This is a genomic window from uncultured Roseobacter sp. (assembly GCF_947495025.1).
GTDB lineage: Bacteria > Pseudomonadota > Alphaproteobacteria > Rhodobacterales > Rhodobacteraceae > Roseobacter.
Map to the genome: position 1 here is coordinate 739,399 of NZ_CANLXG010000001.1, position 23,634 is coordinate 763,032.

General features: G+C 61.6%; 24 protein-coding genes and 1 tRNA gene. 9 read left to right on the forward strand and 16 right to left on the reverse strand.

The window, feature by feature from the left end; translation table 11 throughout:
- Positions 1–85 precede the first annotated feature (85 nt).
- From Q0792_RS03670 to Q0792_RS03680, 3 genes are all read right to left on the reverse strand, one after another.
- Complete coding sequence (locus Q0792_RS03670; protein WP_298836533.1) at positions 86–1,648, reverse strand: trimethylamine methyltransferase family protein; 1,563 nt, start codon at positions 1,646–1,648, stop codon at positions 86–88.
- 112 nt (positions 1,649–1,760) lie between these two features.
- Positions 1,761–2,456 (reverse strand): HAD family hydrolase, encoded by a 696-nt coding sequence (locus Q0792_RS03675; RefSeq protein WP_298836535.1) that lies wholly within the window; start codon positions 2,454–2,456, stop codon positions 1,761–1,763.
- Entirely contained in the window at positions 2,453–2,737 is a 285-nt protein-coding gene (locus Q0792_RS03680) for a DUF3572 domain-containing protein (RefSeq protein WP_298836537.1), read from the reverse strand. Before Q0792_RS03680 ends, Q0792_RS03675 begins: the two co-directional genes overlap by 4 nt.
- A gap of 98 nt (positions 2,738–2,835) precedes the next feature.
- Between Q0792_RS03680 and Q0792_RS03685 the strand changes: the two genes are divergently transcribed.
- Complete coding sequence (locus Q0792_RS03685; RefSeq protein ID WP_298836539.1) at positions 2,836–4,239, forward strand: diguanylate cyclase; 1,404 nt, start codon at positions 2,836–2,838, stop codon at positions 4,237–4,239.
- 8 nt (positions 4,240–4,247) lie between these two features.
- On the opposite strand, the gene Q0792_RS03690 is transcribed toward Q0792_RS03685, so the two are convergent.
- The 4 genes from Q0792_RS03690 to Q0792_RS03705 form a co-directional block, all read right to left on the reverse strand.
- On the reverse strand, positions 4,248–4,739 hold the full coding sequence (locus Q0792_RS03690; RefSeq protein WP_298836541.1) for a periplasmic heavy metal sensor: 492 nt from the start codon (positions 4,737–4,739) through the stop codon (positions 4,248–4,250).
- 3 nt (positions 4,740–4,742) lie between these two features.
- A complete protein-coding gene (locus Q0792_RS03695; protein ID WP_298836543.1) occupies positions 4,743–5,105 on the reverse strand; it encodes a hypothetical protein in 363 nt (120 codons plus the stop codon).
- Complete coding sequence (locus Q0792_RS03700; protein ID WP_298838595.1) at positions 5,098–5,685, reverse strand: RNA polymerase sigma factor; 588 nt, start codon at positions 5,683–5,685, stop codon at positions 5,098–5,100. The genes Q0792_RS03695 and Q0792_RS03700 overlap by 8 nt, the downstream gene beginning before the upstream one ends.
- Before the next feature lie 66 nt (positions 5,686–5,751).
- The gene (locus Q0792_RS03705) at positions 5,752–6,210 is read right to left on the reverse strand and encodes a calcium-binding protein (RefSeq protein WP_298836545.1); all 459 of its coding nucleotides are present in this window, start codon (positions 6,208–6,210) and stop codon (positions 5,752–5,754) included.
- A gap of 190 nt (positions 6,211–6,400) precedes the next feature.
- Between Q0792_RS03705 and Q0792_RS03710 the strand changes: the two genes are divergently transcribed.
- A complete protein-coding gene (locus tag Q0792_RS03710; protein WP_298836547.1) occupies positions 6,401–6,832 on the forward strand; it encodes a DUF983 domain-containing protein in 432 nt (143 codons plus the stop codon).
- Between the two features lie 31 nt (positions 6,833–6,863).
- Entirely contained in the window at positions 6,864–7,571 is a 708-nt protein-coding gene (locus tag Q0792_RS03715) for an NUDIX hydrolase (RefSeq protein WP_298836548.1), read from the forward strand.
- A 4-nt stretch (positions 7,572–7,575) separates the two neighbouring features.
- On the opposite strand, the gene Q0792_RS03720 is transcribed toward Q0792_RS03715, so the two are convergent.
- From Q0792_RS03720 to Q0792_RS03740, 5 genes are read right to left on the reverse strand one after another with little or no spacing between them, the layout of a single operon-like run.
- Complete coding sequence (locus Q0792_RS03720; RefSeq protein ID WP_298836551.1) at positions 7,576–8,493, reverse strand: DMT family transporter; 918 nt, start codon at positions 8,491–8,493, stop codon at positions 7,576–7,578.
- Positions 8,494–8,535: 42 nt separating this feature from the next.
- Positions 8,536–9,282 (reverse strand): SDR family oxidoreductase, encoded by a 747-nt coding sequence (locus tag Q0792_RS03725; protein WP_298836553.1) that lies wholly within the window; start codon positions 9,280–9,282, stop codon positions 8,536–8,538.
- Positions 9,279–10,754 carry a carnitine 3-dehydrogenase gene (locus tag Q0792_RS03730; RefSeq protein WP_298836555.1) on the reverse strand — a complete coding sequence of 492 codons (1,476 nt, stop codon included), beginning with the start codon at positions 10,752–10,754 and terminating at the stop codon, positions 9,279–9,281. The genes Q0792_RS03725 and Q0792_RS03730 overlap by 4 nt, the downstream gene beginning before the upstream one ends.
- Positions 10,751–11,239, reverse strand: a complete 489-nt coding sequence (locus Q0792_RS03735; RefSeq protein WP_298836557.1) for a hypothetical protein — start codon at positions 11,237–11,239, stop codon at positions 10,751–10,753. The genes Q0792_RS03730 and Q0792_RS03735 overlap by 4 nt, the downstream gene beginning before the upstream one ends.
- Positions 11,236–12,150, reverse strand: a complete 915-nt coding sequence (locus Q0792_RS03740) for a 3-keto-5-aminohexanoate cleavage protein (protein ID WP_298836559.1) — start codon at positions 12,148–12,150, stop codon at positions 11,236–11,238. The genes Q0792_RS03735 and Q0792_RS03740 overlap by 4 nt, the downstream gene beginning before the upstream one ends.
- A gap of 78 nt (positions 12,151–12,228) precedes the next feature.
- On the opposite strand from Q0792_RS03740, the gene Q0792_RS03745 reads away from it, so the two are divergent.
- Positions 12,229–13,185, forward strand: a complete 957-nt coding sequence (locus Q0792_RS03745; protein WP_298836561.1) for a GlxA family transcriptional regulator — start codon at positions 12,229–12,231, stop codon at positions 13,183–13,185.
- Here the strand turns inward: Q0792_RS03745 and Q0792_RS03750 are convergent.
- Positions 13,179–14,222, reverse strand: a complete 1,044-nt coding sequence (locus Q0792_RS03750) for an aldo/keto reductase (protein ID WP_298836562.1) — start codon at positions 14,220–14,222, stop codon at positions 13,179–13,181. The two genes, Q0792_RS03745 and Q0792_RS03750, sit on opposite strands and share 7 nt — an antisense overlap.
- A 144-nt stretch (positions 14,223–14,366) precedes the next feature.
- Between Q0792_RS03750 and Q0792_RS03755 the strand changes: the two genes are divergently transcribed.
- The 4 genes from Q0792_RS03755 (at position 14,367) to metG (ending at position 18,743) form a co-directional block, all read left to right on the forward strand.
- On the forward strand, positions 14,367–14,984 hold the full coding sequence (locus tag Q0792_RS03755; protein WP_298836563.1) for a hypothetical protein: 618 nt from the start codon (positions 14,367–14,369) through the stop codon (positions 14,982–14,984).
- 60 nt (positions 14,985–15,044) lie between these two features.
- Entirely contained in the window at positions 15,045–15,638 is a 594-nt protein-coding gene (locus tag Q0792_RS03760; protein WP_298836565.1) for a YceI family protein, read from the forward strand.
- Between the two features lie 66 nt (positions 15,639–15,704).
- A complete protein-coding gene (locus tag Q0792_RS03765) occupies positions 15,705–16,961 on the forward strand; it encodes an MFS transporter (protein ID WP_298836567.1) in 1,257 nt (418 codons plus the stop codon).
- 63 nt (positions 16,962–17,024) lie between these two features.
- Positions 17,025–18,743, forward strand: coding sequence for a methionine--tRNA ligase (metG, locus tag Q0792_RS03770; protein ID WP_298836569.1), 1,719 nt, complete (start codon positions 17,025–17,027; stop codon positions 18,741–18,743).
- Positions 18,744–18,858: 115 nt separating this feature from the next.
- Here the strand turns inward: metG and Q0792_RS03775 are convergent.
- The 3 genes from Q0792_RS03775 to Q0792_RS03785 all read right to left on the reverse strand — a co-directional run bounded on the left by Q0792_RS03775 (position 18,859) and on the right by Q0792_RS03785 (position 20,068).
- Positions 18,859–18,944, reverse strand: a tRNA-Leu gene (locus Q0792_RS03775).
- A gap of 40 nt (positions 18,945–18,984) precedes the next feature.
- The gene (locus Q0792_RS03780; protein ID WP_298836571.1) at positions 18,985–19,539 is read right to left on the reverse strand and encodes a tetratricopeptide repeat protein; all 555 of its coding nucleotides are present in this window, start codon (positions 19,537–19,539) and stop codon (positions 18,985–18,987) included.
- Positions 19,540–19,570: 31 nt separating this feature from the next.
- Positions 19,571–20,068: an Lrp/AsnC ligand binding domain-containing protein gene (locus tag Q0792_RS03785; RefSeq protein WP_298836573.1), complete on the reverse strand. Its 498-nt coding sequence runs from the start codon at positions 20,066–20,068 to the stop codon at positions 19,571–19,573.
- 89 nt (positions 20,069–20,157) lie between these two features.
- Here Q0792_RS03785 and putA point away from each other — a divergent pair, with 89 nt between their 5' ends.
- Positions 20,158–23,580 carry a bifunctional proline dehydrogenase/L-glutamate gamma-semialdehyde dehydrogenase PutA gene (putA, locus tag Q0792_RS03790; RefSeq protein ID WP_298838598.1) on the forward strand — a complete coding sequence of 1,141 codons (3,423 nt, stop codon included), beginning with the start codon at positions 20,158–20,160 and terminating at the stop codon, positions 23,578–23,580.
- Positions 23,581–23,634: the final 54 nt, after the last annotated feature.

Sequence of the window (23,634 nt, forward strand, 5' to 3'; positions counted from 1 at the left end):
GGAGACCTCTTACTCTCATACTTGGCCTACCATGCGCGAAACCCGTTAACATTCACCAAACACCGGCAATTGTAACGAAATCACTTCAGAAGTCGGTTGGCGCGCCCCCTTCGGCTTTGCGGCGATCCACAAAGTCCCGCAGTTCGTCCCGGACTGCGATGTCCATGGGCGGTTCCTCAAAGCCGGCGACGATTTCGCGGAACATCACGTGGGCGCGTTCCGGCGTCCAGACAGCTCCCGCTGCTTCCCAGCCCTCGTAGTTTTTCCAGTCGCTTAGGAACGGTTGATAAAACGCAGTGGTATAGCGGTCCTGGGTGTGCTGTATCCCAAAAAAGTGCCCTGCGTTGCCAACCGATCTGATGGCGTCCAGGGCAATCTCGTCAGGTCCGGTCGCGGTGATTGCCGGATCCATATACCGCTGGATCTGCTGAAGTATCTCACAGTCCATAATGAATTTTTCCGGGCTGGCTATCAGCCCGCCTTCGAGCCAACCAGCCGCGTGGTAGACCATATTGGTGCCCGACTGTACCGCAGCCCAGAGGCTGTTTGATGTCTCCCACATCGCCTGACCGTCGGGGACATTGGCGGCGCAGACACCCGAGGACCGCATCGGAAGACCGTAAAAGCGCGCCAGTTGCCCTGTCATCTGGGTCGCACGCATGTATTCGGGCGTTCCGAACGCCGGTGCCCCTGATTTCATATCGACATTTGAGGTAAACGTCCCGATCGCACAGGGGCAGCCCGGGCGGATAATCTGCGCCAGCACAATTGCACACAGACCTTCTGCAAGTGACTGCGCCACAGCGCCGGCCATCGTCACCGGTGCCATCGCACCTGCCAGCGTAAAGGGTGTTACCACAAGGCCCTGCCCACGCCGCGCCAGACGCATCCAGCCATCAAGCATCGGATAGTCGTGTTTCAGCGGGGATGTGGAGTTAATATTCGTGTACATCCGGGGACTTGCATTAAATTCCTCATGTGTCAGACCACCGGCGATGCGCACCATTTCCATCACATCTTCGACGCGCTCTTTGCCCAGACTGTAGGCGTGCATGACCTTGTCCGTGATCGTGAGCTTGTCAAAGAGTACATCGAGGTGCCGGACACTGGCATGAATATCCACCGGCTCGACCGGATATCCACCGGCAAAGTGGATACAGTTGAAGTACTGCGTCAGTTTCAGCAGGTTTGCGCACATCTCACGTGTGCCGGGCACCTTGGTGCCAAGGGCCATATCCCAGTAGTTGGGTGGCGATGACACGTTGCCAAAGACCAGGTTGTTTCCGCCGATCGTGATTTTCCGGTCCGGGTTGCGCGGCGTCAGCGTGAACTGCGACGGCGCATGGCCGATCCATTCCATCACGAATTCGCGCCCCATCCGCACGTTTTCGCCGTTCACATCTGCCCCGGCCCTGCGCAGGATCTCCACGGCCTCCGGGTTGAGGAATTCGACGCCTATTTCCTCGAGTATCCGCATGGCGCCGTCATGGATGGCTGTTACGCCCTCCGGGCTCAGAGGTTCCACCGGTCTGTCGGTAATGACGGGCGGACTCCAGGGCATCTGTTCGATGACCGCCGTGCCTCTGCGATGCGCCGCACCTGCGCGCCCGCCTGTTCTGCCGCGTCTTTTTGCCGGAGCGTCTGCCACAACGAACCCCCTCTTTGTGTCTGGTCCTGCAGACAAGAAGGCCAGAGGTCCCCCGCGACAGCCGTTCCAATCGCGACCAGAAAAGTCGTTTTCGGCAGACAGTGCGTCTGTTTCAGGGCTGTTCAGCAATCCAGCGGGGCAGATGACTGATGTCGTCCAGCACCACCGTTGCATGCGGACGCAGTGTCTGTGCTGTTGCGAAACCTGTCAGAACGCCCACGGTTCGCATCCCAGCCGCCTGCCCGGCAAAGAGATCATGGGTGCTGTCACCGACCATGATCACCTCTGACGGATTCAGCGCCACCGCCTCGCAGAACGCGAGCAGCTGGCCCGCCGCAGGTTTGCCACCGAAACCACTGTCTGACCCGGCAATAAAGTCAAACATCTCCAGAGCACCCGCAGCTGACAGATGCGCACGCGCCGGCGCTTCGGCGTCATTGGTTGCCACGCCCAGCCGCAGGCCAAGACCGCGCAGTCCGCTCAGAAACGGCACCAGCGGCAGAACCTCAGCCTGTGGCGCCCGTGCGGCCTCTTCATTCAGGATGGCAAGCATGCGGTTCTGGGTCATCTCCGGCAGGCCCGGCGCAAGCGCCGCCGCAACCTCGGCCGGCGTTCCCGCAATCACGATGCTGTTACGCTCAAAGCGTGCAGCGTCAGTGTCAAAGCCGATCCGGTTACCCAGCGCACGCATCTGTCCGGGCGTGTCAGAGATCCTGTCCAGAAACGCCAGTGCCCAGGCTTCCCACGTACGGGCAAAGTCAAAGAGTGTCCCGTCCTTGTCAAAAACCACACCACGCACCGCGCTCATGTCCAGTTCACCTGCTCACCACCGGGAAGTGCCATACGGGCCTGCATCAGACTGGTATAGGCCAGACCCGCAGCGTCGCAGGCCTCAACGACCCAGGCATCGTCCATCATGACAAAATCGAGCACCGAGCCCAGAAATGCCGCGTCGGAAGCACCTGATTTCAGGTCCGTTTCAGAGGCTCCTGTCGCCCCCAGAAAAACCGGCAGCAGGTCATCATTTCCTGCCAGCCATGACAGAACCTGCAGGGCCAGCGTCTCGGCAGATTCCCGCGTATAACCCATGGATCGCGATCCTTTTAAGAATATTGGAAACCCTTTGTTAACCAATATGACGGCAATGTCTAAACACAGAATTTACCAGTACAAGGATGGCAAAGCGCGTGCAGGGCAAAATCCTCATTGTTGATGCAATCTCAACGAACCGCATCGTCCTGAAAGTTAAGCTGGCCTCTGCATTTTACGAGGTCATTCAGGCTTCTACAGCAGATGAAGCCTGTGTGGCGGCGCTGCGGCATAATCCTGATCTGATCATCTCTGCCATGGCTCTTCCCGACTGCGATTCAGCGCAGCTGTGCCGCAAGCTGCAGCAGAACCCGCAGACCCGCGCGATTCCCATGATGGTGATCGGCTGCCGCCCGCATGCCGACACACGCCTGCGTGCGCTCGAAGCGGGCGTCCAGGATGTGATGCTGAAACCGATCGACGACACCCTGCTGCTGGCACGTGTCCGCAGTCTCATCCGTGCGCATAACACGGCCGCTGAATGGCAGATGCGGGATGACACATCGCGCGCCCTGGGATTTGCAGAGGATGTTGCCGACTTCGGCCCACCGGGTCAGGCGATTGTCGTGGGCACGGACAGCGCTCATACAGGTGCGCTGATTGAACTTCTCACCCCATCGCTGCGCACGAAACTCACCTATTCCGCGCCGGAGACCGCACTGCGTGACCTGACACCGGGAAAAGTGCCGGATGTGTTCATCCTGGTTCTGGAAGAGGAAGACAGCCACAGCGGAGAGGTACTGCGTCTGCTTGCCGCGATCCGTGCCACCGCCATCACCCGTCACGCGGGCGTTCTGGTACTGCAGTCGCGTCCCGATCCCGGCCTCGGTGCCTATGCGCTGGACCTTGGTGCCGATGATCTGATGACAGACGGGTTTGACCGCAAGGAAATGTCTCTGCGGGTCAAGGCGATGATGCGTCGCAAACGCGTTGCCGACCAGTTGCGTGCGACCGTTCGGACCGGCCTGAAGGCGGCTGTTTCGGACCCTCTGACAGGCCTGCACAACCGTCGCTACGCGATGCCGCATCTGGCGCGCGTGGCGGAGCATTCTGCCGCAACCGGACGCAGTTTTGCAGTTATGGTTGCCGATCTCGACCACTTCAAACGGATCAATGACCTTTATGGGCATGCCTCGGGCGACGCTGTGCTTGTCGAGGCCGCAAGACGGCTGCGCGAAAACCTGCGCGGTGTTGATCTGGTCGCCCGGATCGGCGGCGAAGAGTTCCTGATCGTAATGCCCGCAACGCCACTGAGCGAGGCGCGGGCGGCGGCCCGCAGACTGTGCCGGAAGATCGGTGGCACCGGATTTGCCGTGCCCGGATCGTCAGACCCGATCACCGTGACGGTCTCGATCGGTGTGACCATCGGCGGCATGCAGGGCAAACGGATGCCCGCATCTGACAAGGATGCCAACCACCTGCTGGATGCCGCCGACAAAGCCCTCTACGAAGCCAAGGTACAGGGTCGCAACCAGATCAACCTGGCCCGTCCCGCCGCCTGAACCGGGCACTACTGCTTCTTACGGCCACCGCGCGACAGCGCCTCCTCTACGCGCTGCGCATAGGCTGCGCGTTCCTGCGCAGACATTCCCGCAACAACCTGCACCCAGGCCGTCTGAGTGGCCTCCAGAAACCGCACCCCGGCCTCGGCCTGACGGCGCGCGGCCGTCTCAAGTGCCACTGCATCAAAGGGTTCGGTACGCAGAGCCGACAACACATCCCGGTAAAGAGCCCGCCGCGCGCCACGGTCCGGTATCGCCTGCCTGTTTGCAGAACGGATACCGCGGAACATCTCGCGGCGCTGTTCGCGCGGCAGGGCGGCCATATAGGGGCGCGCATAGCTGTCCGCACCAGGTCCGCCCGGACGATCCGGACCACTGCGCAGCAATGTACCGGCAACCAAACCAGCGATGGCAAGGTTCAGTGCCAGAGAGGCAAACAGTGCCAGCTTCAGGCGTCGGTCCGGTCGCTTTTCGGGTGCGTGCTTGTCTGTATCGGTCATCCCTCAGCCCTCTTCTGCATCCCAGCCAAAACCATCTGCGCCACCGGCAAAACCTGCCGTTTCTGATACGTCGTATCCCAGCAACACAGCCCCTGTGTCCGGCAGCAGGTCTGGCGGGCTGACACCGATCCAGAAACCCGCACAGGTCGCGGCAACCAGCCCGCCCAGCCCCGGCCAGCCACCGGGCAGCCAGCTGAACGATCTGCGGCGCCGGACAGGCCCTGGCGCGACGGGCCGCTCCGACTGCACCCGGGCTGCATCCGCAAGCACACGCGACGTCAGAGCCGCGGGCACATCGTCCTGCGACCGTGCGGCTTCCTGCAACAGTGCATCCAGTCTGTTCGTTGATCTGTCCTGGTCAGTCATCTTCAGCTATCCCCAGTTCGTCCCTGCGTCCGGCGAATACAGCCGCCAGAGCCCTTTTGCCACGGGCGGTCAGGCTTTCAACCGCTTCGGTGCTGATTTCCATGATTTCCGCAATCTCAGGATTGCTCAGCCCTTCGATGTGCCGCAGAACGACCGCCTGCCGCTGCCGTTCCGGCAAACTGTCCAGCGCCTGCTGCAGGGCATCCGCCCGCGCACGTGTCTGCAGCCTCTGTTCTGCGCCCGGCGCGGGATCTGCAGGCTCTTCGACGTCATCGAGGCCTGTGCTGCGCCTTTTCCGGAGCCGGTCTGTGCAGAGGTTCGCAGTCACCCGGTAGAGCCAGGTTGTCACCTTTGCACCGCCCTGTTCCCAGTCAGGTGCCATGCGCCAGAGCCGCATCATCGCGTCCTGCGCAACATCCTCGGCCTCGCTCTGATCCCCCAGCATCCGCCGCGCCTGATGATAGACCCGCGGCAACAGACGCGCCGTCAGCACCCGCGACGCATCACTGTCGCCCTGTGCAAACAGCAGCAGCAAGGCATCATCCGACACTTCAGAGAGGGTGTCCCGCGGCATATCCATTCCCGACAGGGTTAAAAGGCCCGGGCGCGGCATTCAAGCCGCACCCTGCCCCGGACCCGTTTCGCTTCAGTTCCTGTCGCGTCCGCCACCGTGACGTTTGCCGGCAAACCGGGCCCGCGCCTCCTCGAACTCTTCTTTCGAGATAGTCCCGTCGTCATTGGCATCTGCACGGTCAAACCGTTTGTCAGCGCGTTTCGATGTGGACAGCTCCTCCATCGACAGGCGCCCGTCCCCATCCGTGTCCAGCCGCTCGATCATGCGCGCGGACCGGTCTTTCATGCGCTCAGCTCCCTGCTGAGAAATCTCCTCTGCTGTCAGAAAGCCATCACCGTCTGTATCAGCGCCTGTAATCCGCTCAAGGCGCGGCGCATCCGCTTCTGCGCGCGAAATGGCGCCGTCGCCGTCTGTATCCAGCAACTCAAAGGAAACGGGCGCACGGCCCACATCGTCGCGCGCCATGGCCACGCCGGTTGTCAGGGAAATGGCCCCGGTCAGAACGACAGCGATGAATGCAGTATGTTTCACAGATCTTCTCCTCAATCATGTTTTTTGCCGCCCTTCAGCGGGTCGGACATGGCATTCAACGGGGCTGTCCGGACTTTCCGTCGCAGAATATCTGTTTTTCTCCTCGCGACATCCCGCCGCAGCGACCGGTCGCCACCTTTTCATCGCGCCCGGAAAGGCGCACATAACGTCATCAGAGCAGGACAAGAGCATGAATGAGTCAGTTTCTCAGCACGATGGACTTACACGTGCCCCGCAGACCAGCGCGGGCACCCAACCGGCGCGCAGTACAAAGACGTCCATCCTGCGAGGCTGGAAGCGCAGGTGTCCGCACTGTGGAAATGGCCCGCTGCTGAAATCCTATCTCAAGGTGAATGACAGCTGCCCGGTCTGCCGCGAAGAACTGCATCACCACCGCGCCGACGACGGCCCTGCCTACCTGACCATTCTGTTTGTGGGGCATCTTATGGCCCCCCTTCTGCATTTTGTGTTTGTCTGGTGGCGCCCTGATCCGCTGGTGCTCTTCACCGTTTTTGCCGTTGGCTGTGTGGCACTCTCGCTCTATCTTCTGCCAAGACTGAAGGGAGCCATTGTAGGCTACCAGTGGGCACGGGGTCTGGGCGGATTTGGCAAAACCGCCTGACACAGGAGTGCCCCGAACGGGGGCTATTCCGATGACGGAACACCGGACAGCTGACAAATCCGCTGTGCGCGACGCGGCAACTGTTATTCTGTTGCGCGACAGGGACACAGATCCGCGGATTCTGATGGGGCAGCGCGGGGCTCAGGCGGCGTTTATGCCCAATAAGTTTGTCTTTCCGGGCGGTGCCGTTGACAGGGCGGATGCAGAAGTACCGCTTGCAGCGCCGCTTCCGTCGGGGTGTTTCGAACGGTTACTCGAAGACAGCAAAAACGATATCCGGCACGCGCTGGCGGTTGCAGCAATACGTGAGCTCTGGGAAGAAACCGGACTGGTTCTGGGCCGCCGGGGTACATGGTCCGGTCAGCCACCGGCAGACTGGCAGACATTTCACAGTACCGGACATCTGCCTGATGCGTCTGCGCTGCAGTTTGTCTTTCGCGCGCTGACACCGCCGGGGCGCCCGCGCAGGTTTGACGCGCGGTTTTTTCTGGCAGATGCTGGGGCGGTCGCGGGCGATCCGGATGACTTTTCCGCTGCTTCGGACGAGCTGTCGCATCTGCAGTGGGTTCCGCTGGCCGATGCCCGGCGGTTTGACATGCCGTTCATCACCGAAGTGGTCCTGGCCGAGATTGAAGCGCGTGTCAGGGACCGGACACCACCTGCCTCGGTGCCGTTCTTCAAAAACAACGATGAAGAGAGCCTGTTTCTGCGCCTGAAAGGCAGGCCTCTGTCTGACTGACGGGTCAGATCACCAGAACCAGAGCCAGGATAGACGTCACAAGAACGGCCATCCCTGAAAGCTCGCGCAGGGTACTGCGCTCGCCGAAAAACAGCACAGAAGCCAGCAGACTGAAGATCAGCTCCACCTGTCCGACGGCTTTAACATAGGCGGCGGTCTGCAGGGTAAAGGCCAGGAACCATCCGAAAGAGCCGCCCATCGACATCACGCCGATCCAGACCGCAACGCGTCTTGCGCCCCATACCGCGCCCAGTTGCGGACGATCGCGCAGCCACAGCCACGCCGCCATGCCAATCATCTGCGAGCCGGTCACCACGGCCAGTGTCACAGCAGCCCGTACAAAAGGATCCGCCACGTCAAGCTCCAGCGATGCGCCCCGGTACGACACTGCCGAAACCGCAAAAAGGATACCTGAACCGAGCCCCAGCGCCACGCCGCGGTTGAGCATTTCAGACATGCCCAGGCCCGCCACCTGAGGCGGCGTCGACAGCAGAAGGACCCCCACAAGGCCCAGTGCAATGGCGGCGAATGCCGCGGCGCTGACCCCCTCGCCCAGCAGGATCAGCCCGATGATCACAGACAGGATCACTTCGGTCTTCATCAGCGTCACACCGACGGCAAAGCTGCGGGACTTGAACAGAGTGACGACGAAGATGGTCGCGATAATCTGAGAGAGTCCACCTGCAAAAACAAAGATCCAGAACGTGACGGATTGCTGTGGCAGGGCCTGACCGGTCGTCGCAAGGTAAAGTCCGGTCAGCAGGATGATCACCGGTGCCGAATAGAAAAAGCGTGCAAAAGTGGCACCTGCGGGGCTGAGCACAGCAGTCGACAGGACCTTCTGCAACATGAAACGCAGGGTCTGAAAACCTGCAGCAGCAATGGCCGCAATTACCCAGAGGCTCGTAAAATCCGTGCTCATGAAGCGGTCATGACGGAAATCCGCGGCAGTTGCCAGTATCTGTCAGAGCCTGGGGTCAGGGTTTTCAGTATGACCATCCACGGCGATGACCTGTCCCGACACGCTGCGGGCCGCATCGGATCCCAGAAAAACCGCCATATCGGCGATGTCACGGGCCTCGACGAAACGGCGCAGCGATGTACCGCCTGCGTACCCCTGATAGACCTGGTCGCGTGTCATGCCTTTTGCGAGGGCTTCGCGTTTCAGGACACCTTCCATGCGCGGACCCTCTACTGCACCGGGACAGATCGCATTTGCACGGATGCCAGATGGTCCCAGCTCCATCGCAAGGGTTTTCATCAGACCGATGATCCCCCATTTGGCTGCGGCATAGGGTGCGCGGTTGGGGTAGCCATAAAGACCCGCAGTCGAAGACGTCAGAATGACAGAGCCGCGGCCCGCGGCTTTCATCGCCGGCACGGCATATTTACAGGCGAGGAAAGCGCCCTCAAGATTGACAGAAACACATTTTTTCCAGTCGCTTAAATCTGTTTCTTCAACCAGACTGGTCGGCCCCGCGATACCGGCATTTGCACAGAGCACATCAAGCGCACCCATGGGAGCAATCACATCACGCATGGCCGCCTCATCTGTCACATCGGCCTCGTAACAGGCCCAGTGGTCCGGACAGGACGACAGCGCCGCGGCGTCTGCGTCCGTTACGGCAACAGCATATCCTGCCGCATCAAAAGCCTCGCCCATCGCGCGCCCGATACCAGAAGCCCCGGCCGTGATCAGAACGTGTTTCACCGCGGCGCCCGGATGGCGGCACCCGCCCCTTCGGGAAGTGGCAGACCGGCCTGGGCATCCGCAAACCGCCGCAGCGCCGCGTCCACATCCGGCCCTGCAGGCGCGGACCGCCGTGTTGCCAGGTCCACGTGCAACAGGAAGTGTTCGCCCGTAGCAAGCACCCTGTCACCATCGTACATTTCGTGCCACAGGTGCATTTTTTTGCCCCCGCCAGCCAGCACACGGGTTCTGACGGTAATGACGGTGCCCGCATGAACCTCATCAAGGTGACGGATATGGGTTTCGGCGGTGAAATAGCTGCCGCCGGACGCGATGTAGGCCGCGTCGCAACCTATGAGTTCCATGAACCGGTCGGTGGCAAGCCCGAAAGCATCAAGATACCGTGCCTCGTTCATGTGGCCGTTGTAGTCTGTCCAGTCGAGCGGCACGGCCCGGTGAATGGTCACAACCGGCTGCGATGCGTCCTCAATATCGTCCGCAAGCGCTGCCAGAACGGTTCCCGCGCGCATCTGAGCCTCGTGCTCGTTGAGCAAAGCACCCGCGCCCTGGTTCTGGCTTTTGAGCGCCCGCATCATGCACACAAGGTTGTTGTCGCGGATCCGCTCAAGATCGCGGATGCTGTGGTGGCCCGACTGTTCATCGGACTGACCGGCAATCAGATCGACCAGTTCATCAGTAAACTCCGGCACATCCATCAGCTTTGTCCAGGGCCACTTCAGCGCCGGCCCGAACTGCGCCATGAAATGCCGCATGCCCGCCTCGCCGCCCGCCACGCGGTAGGTCTCGAACAGGCCCATCTGCGCCCAGCGGATGCCAAACCCATAGCGGATGGCGTTGTCGATCTCTTCGGTCGTTGCGATCCCGTCGCGCACCAGCCACAGCGCCTCGCGCCAGACGGCTTCGAGAAAGCGGTCCGCCACATGGGCGTCGATTTCCTTGCGCAGATGCAGCGGATACATCCCCAGACCGGTCAGAACCGCCCGTGCGTCAGCGATCTGCGTCGCGCTCGCGGCCTCCGAAGTCACCAGTTCCACCAGCGGCAGCAGATAAACCGGATTGAACGGATGACAGACCATAATCGCGCCCGGGTGCGCGGCACCCCTGGTCAGTTCCGACGGCCTGAACCCCGAAGTCGACGAGCCGATGATCACATCATTGCCTGTCAGAGCCTGGATACGCGCATAGACCTCCTGTTTGATCTCAAGCCGCTCCGGAACGCTCTCCTGGACCCAGCCGGCGCCACTGACCGCCTCTTCGATGCTGCCACAGAACGTAATTTTTCCCTCTGGTGGCAGGGCTGCATCGCTGAGACCCGGCAGAGACCGCCGCGCATTGTTCAGCACTTCGCTGATCTTGCGCTCAGCCTGCGGGTCCAGGTCGGAAATACGGACATTCCACCCGTTCAGCAGAAACCGCGCAGCCCATCCGCCGCCGATCACACCGCCACCGATGATTGCCGCTGTATTCGTCATTGGCCTGTCCTTTGTAACCGGCTGATATCCCAGCCGTAAAAATCAAGTATTTCGCGCGCGGCCGCGCCCCGGTCAGCCGGCAGATCGGTGTCTCTGTTGAGGATCACGCCGAACCGGCCGGACGGCGTGCCGATTGCTGCTGTGCGGAATCCTTCGTCCACCCACATCACCACCAGTGTTTCACCGCGACCGCTCACCGGGATCAGTTCTCCGGGCACGCCTTGGCGGTAGGCACCGCCCGGCGTCGCCCGGCCGTATGATGTGATCTGCAGTATGTTGCCACCGTCGTCCGGGACAATCTGCACCGTTCCAGGCATCGTCGGGCCAAAGCCTGCAACCACCTGCCAGTCTCCGGCAAAACGATCTGCCTCGAACCGTGTTGTGGCGCCCAGAGGCGCGCCGGTATCCCGATAGGTCTGCGGTTCGGGTGTACAGGCAGTCAGCAGCGCAAGGCCCAGGATCGCCCCCGCCCGGCGCAGGGTCATGAGCGGGGCGCCCGTTTGACCAGCCCCAGTTTTTCGCGCACCTCGGCGGCACCGATCACCCGCGCGCCCATGTTTTCGATGATCGTGCCCGCGCGTTCCACCAGCTGCCAGTTCTCAGCCAGAACGCCCTTTTCGAGCCAGAGGTTGTCCTCCAGGCCAACGCGCACATTGCCGCCCGCCAGCACTGCAGCGGCCACATAAGCCATCTGGTTCCGGCCCAGCCCGAAGGCCGAGAAGGTCCAGTCATCGGGCACATTGTTGACCATCGCCATAAAGGTGTTCAGATCATCCGGCGCGCCCCATGGCACGCCCATGCACAGCTGGACAAGCGCAGGCGCCTCCAGCACACCGTCGGCCACCAGTTGTTTTGCATACCACAGATGACCGGTGTCAAAGGCCTCGATCTCGGGCTTGACGCCCAGGTCGGTCATCATCCGCCCCATGGCTGTCAGCATGCCGGGGGTGTTGGTCATGACGTAGTCGGCCTCGGCAAAGTTCATTGTGCCACAGTCCAGTGTGCAGATCTCGGGCAGACATTCGGCCACATGCGCCACGCGTGCGCTGGCACCGATCATATCTGTGCCCGTATCCTGCAGCGGCAGCGGGTGTTCCGGATCACCGAACACGATATCGCCCCCCATGCCTGCAGTCAGGTTAAGGACTACATCGACATCCGCGCTGCGCACCCGGTCGGTGACCTCGCGGTAATAGTCCAGGCGCCGGCTGGGCGCGCCCGTTTCCGGATCCCGCACGTGGCAGTGCACAATGGCCGCACCCGCCCTGGCCGCTGCAATGGCGCTGTCTGCGATGGCTTCTGGCGAGCGGGGCACATGCGGGCTGCGGTCCTGCGTGCCGCCCGACCCGGTCACGGCACAGGTGATAAACACATCTTTGTTCATGGTCAGCGGCATCTGAAAAACTCCCTTGTTCCGGCGCTGACGATGCCGCAAAAGGAGTTAGAGCACTTTGCAAAATACGAAGTCTGATTGATGAAATCCGCAGAAATAGCGCAGGTCGGCATCCTCGTTCTGGCCGATTGCAATACGCTGTCACTGGCCGCAGCGGCTGATCCGCTGCGTGCAGCCAACCGCCAGGCCAGACGCAGGCTCTATCGCTGGCAGTTTCTGACGCCGGGGCCGGAGGCGGTAACGCTCACCAGCGGGCTGACGATCCCCGCAAGGCCTCTGGCATCGGTGGATCATGTCGACTTTCTGATTGTTGTGGCAGGGTTCGGGCTCGAGGCGCAGGCAACCCCCGCGCTGGGTGCTGCTGTGCGGCGGCTGTCGGCCCGGGCCAAGCGTATCGCCGGGATCGACGGCGGGCCATGGATACTGGCCCGCGCCGGTGTGCTGGACGGGCACCGGGCCACCACGCACTGGGAGGATCTGGACCGGTTTGCCAGCACGTTTCCCGGGGTTCATGCCGAAAATGCCCGCTTTGTGGCGGATGGGAAATGCGTCACCAGCGGAGGTGCAGCACCAGCCATTGAGATGATGCTGCACGTTATCGGCGCACAACATGGTCCGGCTCTGGCCGCACGCATTGCCGGGAGTTTTATCTACGAGCCCCCGCCGCAACCCGCCCGCCCGCAGCAGCGCAAAGGGCTGCCTGCTGGCGTGTCGGCACTGACGGCAAGAGTTCATGCCATGATGGAGGCAAATATCGAAGATCCGCTGAGCCTGGCCCGGATTGCCCGCGAGGCCGGGCTGAGCCCCCGGGCCCTGCAGATGCGGTTTCAGAGAGACCTGCAGACAACCCCACAGGCCCATTACCTGTCGCTGCGGCTGGGGGAGGCAGAGCGGCTGATCAGTGATACGGATATGGCCGTTCAGGATATTGCGGTTACAACCGGTTTTTCATCGCAGGCAGCCTTTGCCCGCGCCTTCTCGGCCTATGCCGGGCAAAGCGCCAGCCGGTTCCGCTCCCGGTACCGCACGCCTCAGTAAGGCATCGGGTGCCGGCGATGTGCCGCATCGATATCATCCAGCACCTCAGCGCTCAGGTCCATGTCCGCGGCCCCCAGACAGACATCCAGCTGTTCCATGGTTGTGGCACCAAAAATGATTGACCCCATGAACGGGCGCGTGCGGCACCAGGCCAGCGACATCTGTGTCAGGTCGAGCCCGTGTTTGTCTGCCACCGCCTGATAGGCTGCGACCGCCTCAAAGGCCCGGTCTGTGCGCCGACCACCCAGATCAGGGTTAAGCGACATGCGGGACCCTTCGGGCACCTGCCCGTCCTGGTATTTACCGGTCAGCAGGCCCGCTGCCAGCGGCGAGAAGGAAAGCAGGGATACGTCCTCCTGGATGCTCATTTCGGCCATGTCGGTGTCGTACAGCCTGCACAGAAGTGAATATTCGTTCTGAACCGATGCCACGCGCGGCCAGCCGTTGCGTTCGGCGACGTCGATCCAGCGGGTTGTTCCCCAGGCGCTCTCGTTGCTAAGACCGAATGCACGGATTGTGCCGCGTTTTACTTCTTTTTCAAGCGCTTCCAGTGCATCTTCCATATGGCCAACCGTGTCCAGCAGCACCTGGCCCGAGGGGTCATATGTCCAGTTCTTGCGGAACATATAGCTGCCGCGGTTGGGCCAGTGGAACTGGTAGAGATCGATATAATCGGTCTTCAGCCGCCGCAGCGAACCCTCGATGGTTTCCGGGATGGTCTTCGAGGAAATAGGCGCGCCGTCGCGGACGGCGGCCATACCTTCGCCGGAATGCTTTGTCGCCAGAATCACGTCTTCGCGGCGCTCTGTTTTCTCGAACCACAGTCCTATGATGCGCTCGGTGCGGCCAATGGTTTCCGCGCGGATCGGATTGACCGGGTACATCTCGGCGGTGTCGATGAAGTTGATCCCGGCGTCGAGTGCCCTGTCGATCTGGTCGTGGCCCTGCTCGGCGGTATTCTGTGAGCCCCAGGTCATGGAACCGAGACAAAACTCGGAAACAGAAATACCGGTGCGGCCCAGTTCATTCATCTTCATCGTGGCGTTCCTTATCTGCGTTGCCGCGACTGTAATGCGCAGAATACTGCGGGCAACCCGGTTTTGTTTTCCCGGCGCTCCGGGGCTCCGTCGCGGGTAACAGGCAGGTATTGAGAACAAAGCAGGAACATGTATATTTGACACATGCCTGTAGCTCACCCCCTCCTCTCCCGCCGCCCGGCCCGTCCAACCGCCTCTCTGCCCCTGTTTGAGGATGCGCCTGACCTGCAGCTTGCAAAGGCACGTGTGCACGAAGCCTGTGGCACGGCGCGCCGCACCATGGCCGTCTGGCTGGCCGCCCGCACCACCGGACCTGTCATCTGGGTCAGCCCCGCCTGGGCGCAGGACCAGCTGAACGCAGACGGCCTGCGTGACTGGACTGATCCGGCCAGGCTGATCTTTGTCCGGCCACGCCGCGCCGAGGATGTGTTGTGGACGATGGAGGAAATCCTGCGCTCCGGTGCCGTGGCACTGGCCGTCGCGGATCTGCCGGGTCTGCCCGGACTGACCCAGGTGCGCCGCATGCATCTGGCTGCAGAAACCGGTGCCACAGAAGGCCAGCACGCCCCTGTCGGGCTGCTGCTGACCCCCGGCAAAGGCGGCGCTGCAGGGGTCGAGACCCGCTGGCATCTTGCGCCGGATCATACCGCCGGTCCGGACGGCTGGCTGCTTGAGCGGCTGCGCGCACGCACCGCGCCCTGGTGCAGCTGGCAGATCACGAGGGACCGCCAGGACCGGGTGCTGCGCATCAAAACGGCGTGACACCTCTGGACGCGGACATACCCGTACTACCATCTGATCACGGAAAGGCGGGAAAAACCCATGCTCATACTGACACGGCGAACAACGATTGCCGGCGCATTTGCGACCCTGGCTACCGCAGCGCACAGCGCGCCACAGCCTTACCGGCTGCTCAAGGACAAATCGACCGTGACGTTCACCTTTCTGGTCAACGGCAGTGCGCAGACAGGCCGGGTGCCCGTCAGCACGGCCGATATCCGCGTGGATCCGGGCAATCTCGCGCGCTCGTCTGCCGAGGTCACTGCAGATATACGCGAAGCGCGCACCGGTTTTGGCCCCGTCACCCAGGCGCTGCTGAGCGCGTCGGTTCTGGATGCAAAGACCCATCCGGTTGTTTCGTTCCGCTCCACCCGGATCCGCCTCGGCGCTCAGGGCAGAATATCTGAAGGCGCCCGGATCGAAGGCGATCTGACGCTGCGCGGTGTGACCGCTCCCCTCAGCCTGGATGCAAAGCTGAGCCGCCCTGCCGGGTCAGCCCCTGATGATCTTTCCGAGCTTTACGTGGATCTGACCGGCGCGCTCAGCCGAAACACCTGGGGCGCCAGCGGCTATGCCGATTTCGTGGCCGACGGGGTCCGCATCGACATTCACGCGGAAATCCGTGCCCGCGCATAAAAACGACTCTCCTTTGTCGAATAACCACAAGGAATAGTTGCACGACAGGCAGATGCTGGCCCCATTATGCGCCTGCTGATTTCTTTTGCCGCCCTGTTTCTCTCTGTCATCCTGCTGCAGCTTTCATCCGGTGGCGTCGGCCCGCTTGATGCGCTTTCAGGCATCGCGCTTGACTTCACACGCCAGGAAATCGGCCTTTTGGGCTCTGCGCATTTCCTCGGTTTTTTCATCGGCTGCTGGTGGGCACCGCGACTGATGGGCAGCGTCGGACACTCGCGCGCTTTTGCCGCTTTTACTGCGGCGGGGGCCATCGGCCTGATGAGCCATATGGTTGTGGTCGATCCGGTTGCATGGGCTGTGATGCGTGTCGCCTCGGGGATATGTGTCGCCGGATGTTACACGGTGATCGAAGCGTGGCTGCAGGCCAAGGTGACCAACCAGACCCGCGGCCGGACCATGGCTGTTTACCGGGTCGTGGACATGACCGGATCGCTGGCCGCGCAGATGGTCATCAGCGTGCTCGAGCCGGCGTCCTATGTATCCTACAATCTGCTGGCCATCGTTTGCTGCGCTGCCCTGCTGCCCCTGACACTGACCCGTGTACCACAGCCTGAAACACCCTCGTCACCGCGCCTGCGCCCCGGGCTGGCCTATCACCGCTCACCACTGGCAGCAGCGGCTGTTCTGGTCGCTGCCCTGTCCAGCGCATCGTTCCGGATGGTCGGACCACTTTACGGCGAAGAGGTCGGCCTGAGCACCGCGCAGATCGCCTGGTTTCTGTCGGCCTTTGTGCTGGGTGGCGCGCTGGCGCAATATCCGATGGGCTGGCTGGCCGACAAATATGACCGCCGTTACGTTCTTGTGTGGCTGTCGGCCGCCGCAATTGTCAGTTCGGCCATCAGTATCTTGTCCGCAGGCCTCGGGACCACGGGGATCATGCTGACTGCAGGCCTTTTCGGTTTGACGACTTTCCCGATCTATTCCGTAGCGGCAGCACACGCTCATGATTTCGCACACGACAGCGAACGCGTCGAACTCTCTGCCGCGCTGATGTTCTGGTACGCGATGGGGGCGATTGCTGCCCCTTATCTTGCCTCACTTTTCATCGACGCCTACGGGCCTGCGGCCCTCTTTGTCATGATTGCAGCAGGCCACGTGGCGCTGGTTGTCTTTGGTCTGGCCCGGATGCGCGCCCGCCCGGCCCCGTCAGAGAGAACGCGCTACACCTATGCGCCCCGCACGTCATTTACGATCGGGCGGCTGACCCGCCGGTTCCGCAATGGCATCCGTGATCCCGCCGATCCGCAGGAAGATCACAAATAGCGTGGTCCTCGGCAGAAAGCTGGGGTAGAGGATGCGCAACGCTCAGAAGTACGGAACAGCACCATGGCACGCCACCTGATCACCTCCGCCATTCCCTACATCAACGGGATCAAGCACTTGGGAAACCTTGTCGGAAGCCAGCTGCCGGCAGATCTCTATGCCCGCTATCTGCGTGCGCGCGGCCACGAGGTGATGTTTCTGTGTGCAACCGACGAGCACGGCACACCGGCCGAACTGGCAGCGGCAAAGGCGGGCAAACCGGTGGCGGAATACTGCGCTGAAATGCATGAGGTGCAATCCGGAATTGCCGATGGCTTTGGCCTGTCCTTTGACCATTTCGGCCGATCATCAAGCCCGCAGAACCATGCGCTGACCCAGCATTTCGCGGGCCGTCTGGCCGATGCCGGGCATATCCGCGAAGTGAGCGAAAAACAGGTCTACTCAAATGCTGATGGCCGCTTTCTGCCGGATCGCTATATCGAAGGCACCTGCCCCAACTGCGGATACGACAAGGCGCGTGGCGATCAGTGCGAAAACTGTACCAAGCAGCTGGACCCGACCGACCTGATCGAGCCGCGCTCTGCTGTGTCCGGCTCGACCGATCTGGAAGTGCGCGAAACCAAGCATCTTTATCTGCGCCAGTCCCAGATGAAAGACCAGCTCGATGCGTGGATCGACAGCAAGTCTGACTGGCCCGTTCTGACCACATCGATTGCCAAAAAGTGGCTGCACGACGGTGACGGCCTGCGCGACCGCGGCATCACCCGCGATCTGAACTGGGGTATTCCCGTCCGGCGGGGCAAGGAAGACTGGCCAGGTATGGAGGGCAAGGTTTTCTATGTCTGGTTCGACGCACCCATCGAATACATTGCCTGTGCTGCAGAATGGGCCGAGGCAAACGGGCGACCGGATGCAGACTGGGAGCGCTGGTGGCGCACAGACAAGGGCGCGGACGATGTGCGCTACACCCAGTTTATGGGCAAGGACAACGTGCCTTTTCACACGCTCAGTTTTCCCGCGACCCTGATCGGGTCGGGAGAGCCCTGGAAGATGGTCGATCACCTCAAATCGTTCAACTATCTCAACTATGATGGCGGCCAGTTCTCGACGTCGCAGGGGCGCGGCATCTTCATGGACCAGGCGCTGGAAATTCTGCCGGCAGATTACTGGCGCTGGTGGCTGCTGAGCCATGCGCCCGAAAGCAGCGATTCAGAGTTCACCTGGGAGAATTTTCAGCAGTCCGTGAACAAGGATCTGGCGGATGTCCTGGGCAATTTTGTCAGCCGTATCACCAAATTCTGCCGCTCCAGATTTGGCGAGGCCGTACCGCAGGGCGGCGATTACGGAGCCGATGAGGCAGCGCTGATCAGTGACCTGACCGACATGCTGGCACGTTACGAGACGGCAATGGAGCAGATGGAAGTGCGCAAATCTGCAGCTGAGCTGCGGGCCATCTGGGCGCGCGGGAATGAATATCTGCAGTCTGTCGCCCCCTGGACCCTGTTCAAAACCGACCCCGGTCAGGCGGCTGCGCAGACAAGGCTCGGCCTGAACCTGGCGCGGCTTTTTGCTGTGCTTTCATCGCCGTTTCTGCCCACGGCGTCCGAAAAAATACTGACCGCTCTGAACGCAACCGACACCTCATGGCCGGACGATCTGAACAGCTTTCTGCGGGAGCTGGAGCCCGGTCACGGATTTGACGTGCCTGACGTGTTGTTTGCCAAGATCACTGACGAGCAGGCAGAAGACTGGAGCACGCGTTTCTCGGGAGTGCGGGACTGATTGCGGCACCGCTCTCTTGTTGGCCGGGCAGCGCCTTGTGAAATTCTGACATGCGCAATCAAGACCCATCTGCGCCCTGATCACGGCCTGTTATCTGCGAATGTTTCCAGGCGCCTGGTACCCGCGGCCGGGCTCGAACCGGCACGGCATTTCTGCCTGGGGATTTTAAGTCCCCTGTGTCTACCATTCCACCACGCGGGCCTGTGCCGCACCATAGCGGCAGCAACGGCGGTGTAAACGGTCAGATATCCTTTCCCGGCACCGCAAGCGGCGCGCCTTCGTTCAGCAGAAACCGTTCAGAAAGCCAGGGGTTGTTTTCCAGCGCCAGCAACAGTTCGGCGCGCGCCTCGTCGATACGGCCCATGTTCATCAAGGTCAGAGCTTTGCCGGAGCGCGCACCCACATGATCCGGAGAGATACCGAGCGCCAGATCGAGATCCGTCAGCGCTTTTTCATAATCCTCGCGCAGGAAATGCACAAAGGCGCGCTGGTTGTAGCCTTCGGCGTAGAGCGGGCAGTATTCGGCCAGCCTGTCGAATTCCTTTATCGCCGCAACGAAATCAAAACCGGACCGGAACCGCATACCACGGTCCAGTACTTCCTGTGCGGTCTCATCGGGCGCGCGCAGCCAGACCTGCCACATGCGCGCCGCCGCAGCCTGCCCTTCTGCATCGTTTGAGGCATTGCGTGCCTCTTCAAACAGGCTCTCAAGCTCTGCGGTGACATCCTGTGGCGCCGGACAGGACGCCAGCGCGCCACCTGCCATCAGGCACAATATCATTGCGAGTGTTTTCATAAAGGGAATCCTGGCGCACAGGCCCGATTGGTCAAGTGGTGTCAGACAGCATCGTTTCCTTGACCGCTTCCATCGCCACATATGTGGAGGTGTTCGAAACATGCGGCAGACCGGAAATCGTATCCCCCAGAAAGCGCCTGTATGCCGACATGTCCCGCGTGCGCACTTTGAGCAGGTAGTCAAAGTTTCCCGCGATCATATGCGCCTGTTCGATCTCCGGCACGCGCGCCACCGCCTGATTGAACGCAGACAGGGCTGCCTCCCGCGTATCGCTCAGCCGCACCTCGACAAAAGCCACGTGGTCAAGCCCCAGCTGAATCGGATCAAGCAGCGCGCGATAGCCGATAATGACCCCGGCTTCTTCCAGCCGGCGCAACCGCGCCTGTGTCGGTGATTTGGACAACCCGATCCGACGGGCAAGGTCCGTAATGCTGATCCGACCGTCTTCGGCCAGAACGGAGAGAATCGACCGGTCAAACCGGTCCAGCGTCACCTTCTCGAATTTCTCGTTTTTTCCTGCTGGTTTCACATTCTTTCCTTCCAGAACTGGCATTTTCGGTCATTATGTCTGTCGGAAACAGGGTATGCTAGAGAAAATGCATGCTCTGGAGAACCGCCATGCCCCGCGATACGCCCACATCACTCCGCCATCTGATCGACGCCGGAACCTATGCCGGTCAGGACGAGGTCCTCAGAGATCTGATAACGACAGCTGATCTGCCCGCTGACGCGCGACAGGAAATCTGCGCTCAGGCTGCGGCACTGGTGCGCGACATCCGCAGCAGCACGGCGCCGGGGCTGATGGAGGTTTTTCTGGCCGAATACGGGCTGTCCACCGACGAAGGCGTTGCGCTGATGTGTCTGGCGGAAGCCCTGTTGCGTGTACCCGATGCCGACACCATCGACGCGCTGATCGAAGACAAAATCGCCCCCTCCGACTGGGGGCGCCATCTGGGGCATTCCACGTCGAGCCTGGTGAATGCGTCGACCTGGGCGCTGATGCTGACAGGCCGTGTGCTCGATGACGAACATCCGGGGCCCGTCAGGCACCTGCGCGCAGCGATCCGCCGCCTCGGAGAGCCGGTCATCCGGACCGCCGTCAGCCGCGCGATGAAGGAAATGGGTCGTCAGTTCGTACTGGGAGAGGACATTAACGCAGCAATGCAACGTGCTGAAGGTATGGAGAAAAGCGGATTCACCTATTCCTATGACATGCTCGGCGAAGCCGCCCGCACAGAGGCCGATGCCAAGCGCTATCACCTCAGCTATTCACGCGCGATCTCGGCCATCGCGACGGCCTGCACCCACAGCGATATCCGGCGCAACCCCGGCATTTCGGTCAAGCTGTCTGCCCTGCATCCACGATACGAACTGGCGCAGGAAGAGGCTGTCATGACCGACCTTGTTCCGCGCCTGCGCGCACTGGCACTGCTGGCAAAATCGGCTGGTATGGGTCTGAACGTCGATGCCGAGGAAGCCGACAGACTGGCGCTGTCACTCGACGTCATCGAACGGGTTATGTCTGAGCCTGCCCTTGCCGGCTGGGACGGGTTTGGCGTTGTTGTACAGGCCTATGGTCCCCGGGCGGGCACCGTCATCGACGCGCTCTACTCCATGGCCGAACGTCATGATCGCCGCCTCATGGTGCGTCTTGTGAAAGGCGCCTACTGGGACACCGAGATCAAACGCGCGCAGGTCGAGGGTGTGGATGGCTTCCCGGTATTTACCCGCAAAGCCGCAACTGACGTGTCCTACATCAGCAACGCGCGCAGGCTGCTGCGCATGACGGACCGCATCTATCCCCAGTTTGCCACACATAACGCCCATACAGTCGCAGCGATTCTGCATATGGCGGGTGATCCGGAATCCTATGAATTCCAACGACTTCACGGGATGGGAGAAACCCTGCACAGGCTTGTCATGGCGCAGAACGGCACAAGGTGCCGGATTTATGCGCCGGTCGGCGCACACCGCGATCTTCTGGCCTATCTCGTGCGCAGACTGCTGGAAAACGGCGCGAATTCCAGCTTTGTCAATCAGATCGTTGACGAAGACGTGGCGCCCGAGACCGTTGCCGCCGACCCGTTTGACGCGCTGCTGACGCCGGAGGCGCGCATTATTCCTGCAGGGCCCAACCTGTTTCAGCCAGTGCGCGAGAACGCCCGCGGATTTGACCTCGCGCATACTCAGACCCTGGATGCGATCAATTCTCAGCGGGAACCATGGCGGCGGGAAACGCATCAGGCGGAGCCGCTTCTGGCTGGTACTGCGGTCCCTGATGCGCCCGTCGCTGTCGAAAACCCCGCAAAGCATTCCGACAGCCCCGGGACCGTACGGAACGCCAGCAAAGCGGATGTGAGCGTGGCATTTGACGCGGCGGTTCCGTGGAACGCGCCGCTGGAAACACGGCGCGCCGTGCTGGTCCGCGCCAGCCATCTGCTCGAAGAGAACCATGGCCGGATCTTTGCGCTGCTTGCACGCGAGGCGGGAAAAACACTGCCGGACTGCGTAGCAGAGCTGCGTGAAGCTGTTGATTTTCTGCGGTATTACGCAGCGCAGGCGACTGATACACCTGCAGCAGGCATATTCACCTGTATCTCTCCGTGGAACTTTCCACTGGCGATTTTCTGCGGGCAGATCACCGCAGCCCTTGCCGCCGGAAATGCCGTGCTGGCGAAACCCGCCGAACAGACACCTCTGATTGCACATCTTGCAGTATCGCTGCTGCATCAGGCCGGTGTGCCGGCAACCGCTCTGCAGCTGCTGCCCGGGAGCGGCGATGTGGGCGCGATGCTGACCTCGGATGCCAGGGTGAATGGTGTGGCATTTACCGGCTCAACCGCGACCGCACAGCGCATCCGCAGAAATATGGCGCAACACTGCGCGCCCGGCACGCCCCTTATCGCTGAAACCGGCGGGCTGAATGCAATGATCGTGGACAGCACTGCCCTGCCGGAACAGGCCGTACAGTCGATTATCGAAAGCGCGTTCCAGTCGGCCGGCCAGCGCTGTTCCGCACTGCGCTGTCTGTACGTACAGGAGGACATTGCGGAACATTTCACGGCGATGCTGAGGGGCGCGATGCAGGCGCTGCGGGCGGGCGATCCGTGGCTGCTGTCCACCGATCTGGGCCCGGTAATCGATGAAAAGGCCCGCAGGGGTATTGCCGATCACGTTGCGGCGGCCCGCAGTGAAGGACGCGTGATCGAAGAACTTGCTGCGCCGGATGACGGTACCTTCGTGGCGCCGACCCTGATCCGTATCAACGGCATTCAGGACCTGGAACGCGAGATATTCGGCCCTGTCCTGCACCTGGCGACCTTTCGGTCGCACGAACTGGATCAGGTGATCAATGACATCAATGCCACCGGCTACGGGCTGACCTTTGGCCTGCACACCCGGATCGATGACCGCGTGCAGCATGTCTCTGAACGGATTGAGGCCGGAAACGTCTATATCAACCGAAACCAGATCGGCGCCATTGTGGGCAGTCAGCCCTTTGGCGGTGAGGGTCTGTCCGGTACAGGTCCGAAAGCGGGAGGACCAAACTATCTGCCGCGCTTTGGTGCACCAGACCGCGAAAACAGCGCCGAACCGTGGGAGGGCGCCATGGACAGCCTGCCTGAGGCGCCGGCGTCGCTGCGGACGGTGCTCAGCACACAGTCACTGCCCGGGCCAACGGGCGAATCCAACCGTCTGAGCACTATGCCGCGGCCACCTCTGCTGTGCATGGGGCCCGGCCAGACAGCCGCCGCTTCTCAGGCACGCGCTGTCCGGGCGCTGGGTGGCGTCGCGGTTGAGGCAACCGGCCGGATTGATCCCGCTGCGTTGACCGGCGGCCCTGCATGGGGCGGCGTGCTGTGGTGGGGCGATGCTGAGACCGGGCGCGCCATTGAAACCGCATTGTCAGAACGCGACGGGCCCATCATCCCTATGATCCCCGGCCGGCCCGATGAGGCGCGTGTGCGGGCTGAACGTCATGTCTGTGTGGACACAACCGCATCAGGCGGAAACGCCGCCCTGCTGGGAGAGGTTTCCTGAAAAGACAGGACCGCCTCCTTGCGACATGGCGGTCCTTGACCCCCGCTGCACAAT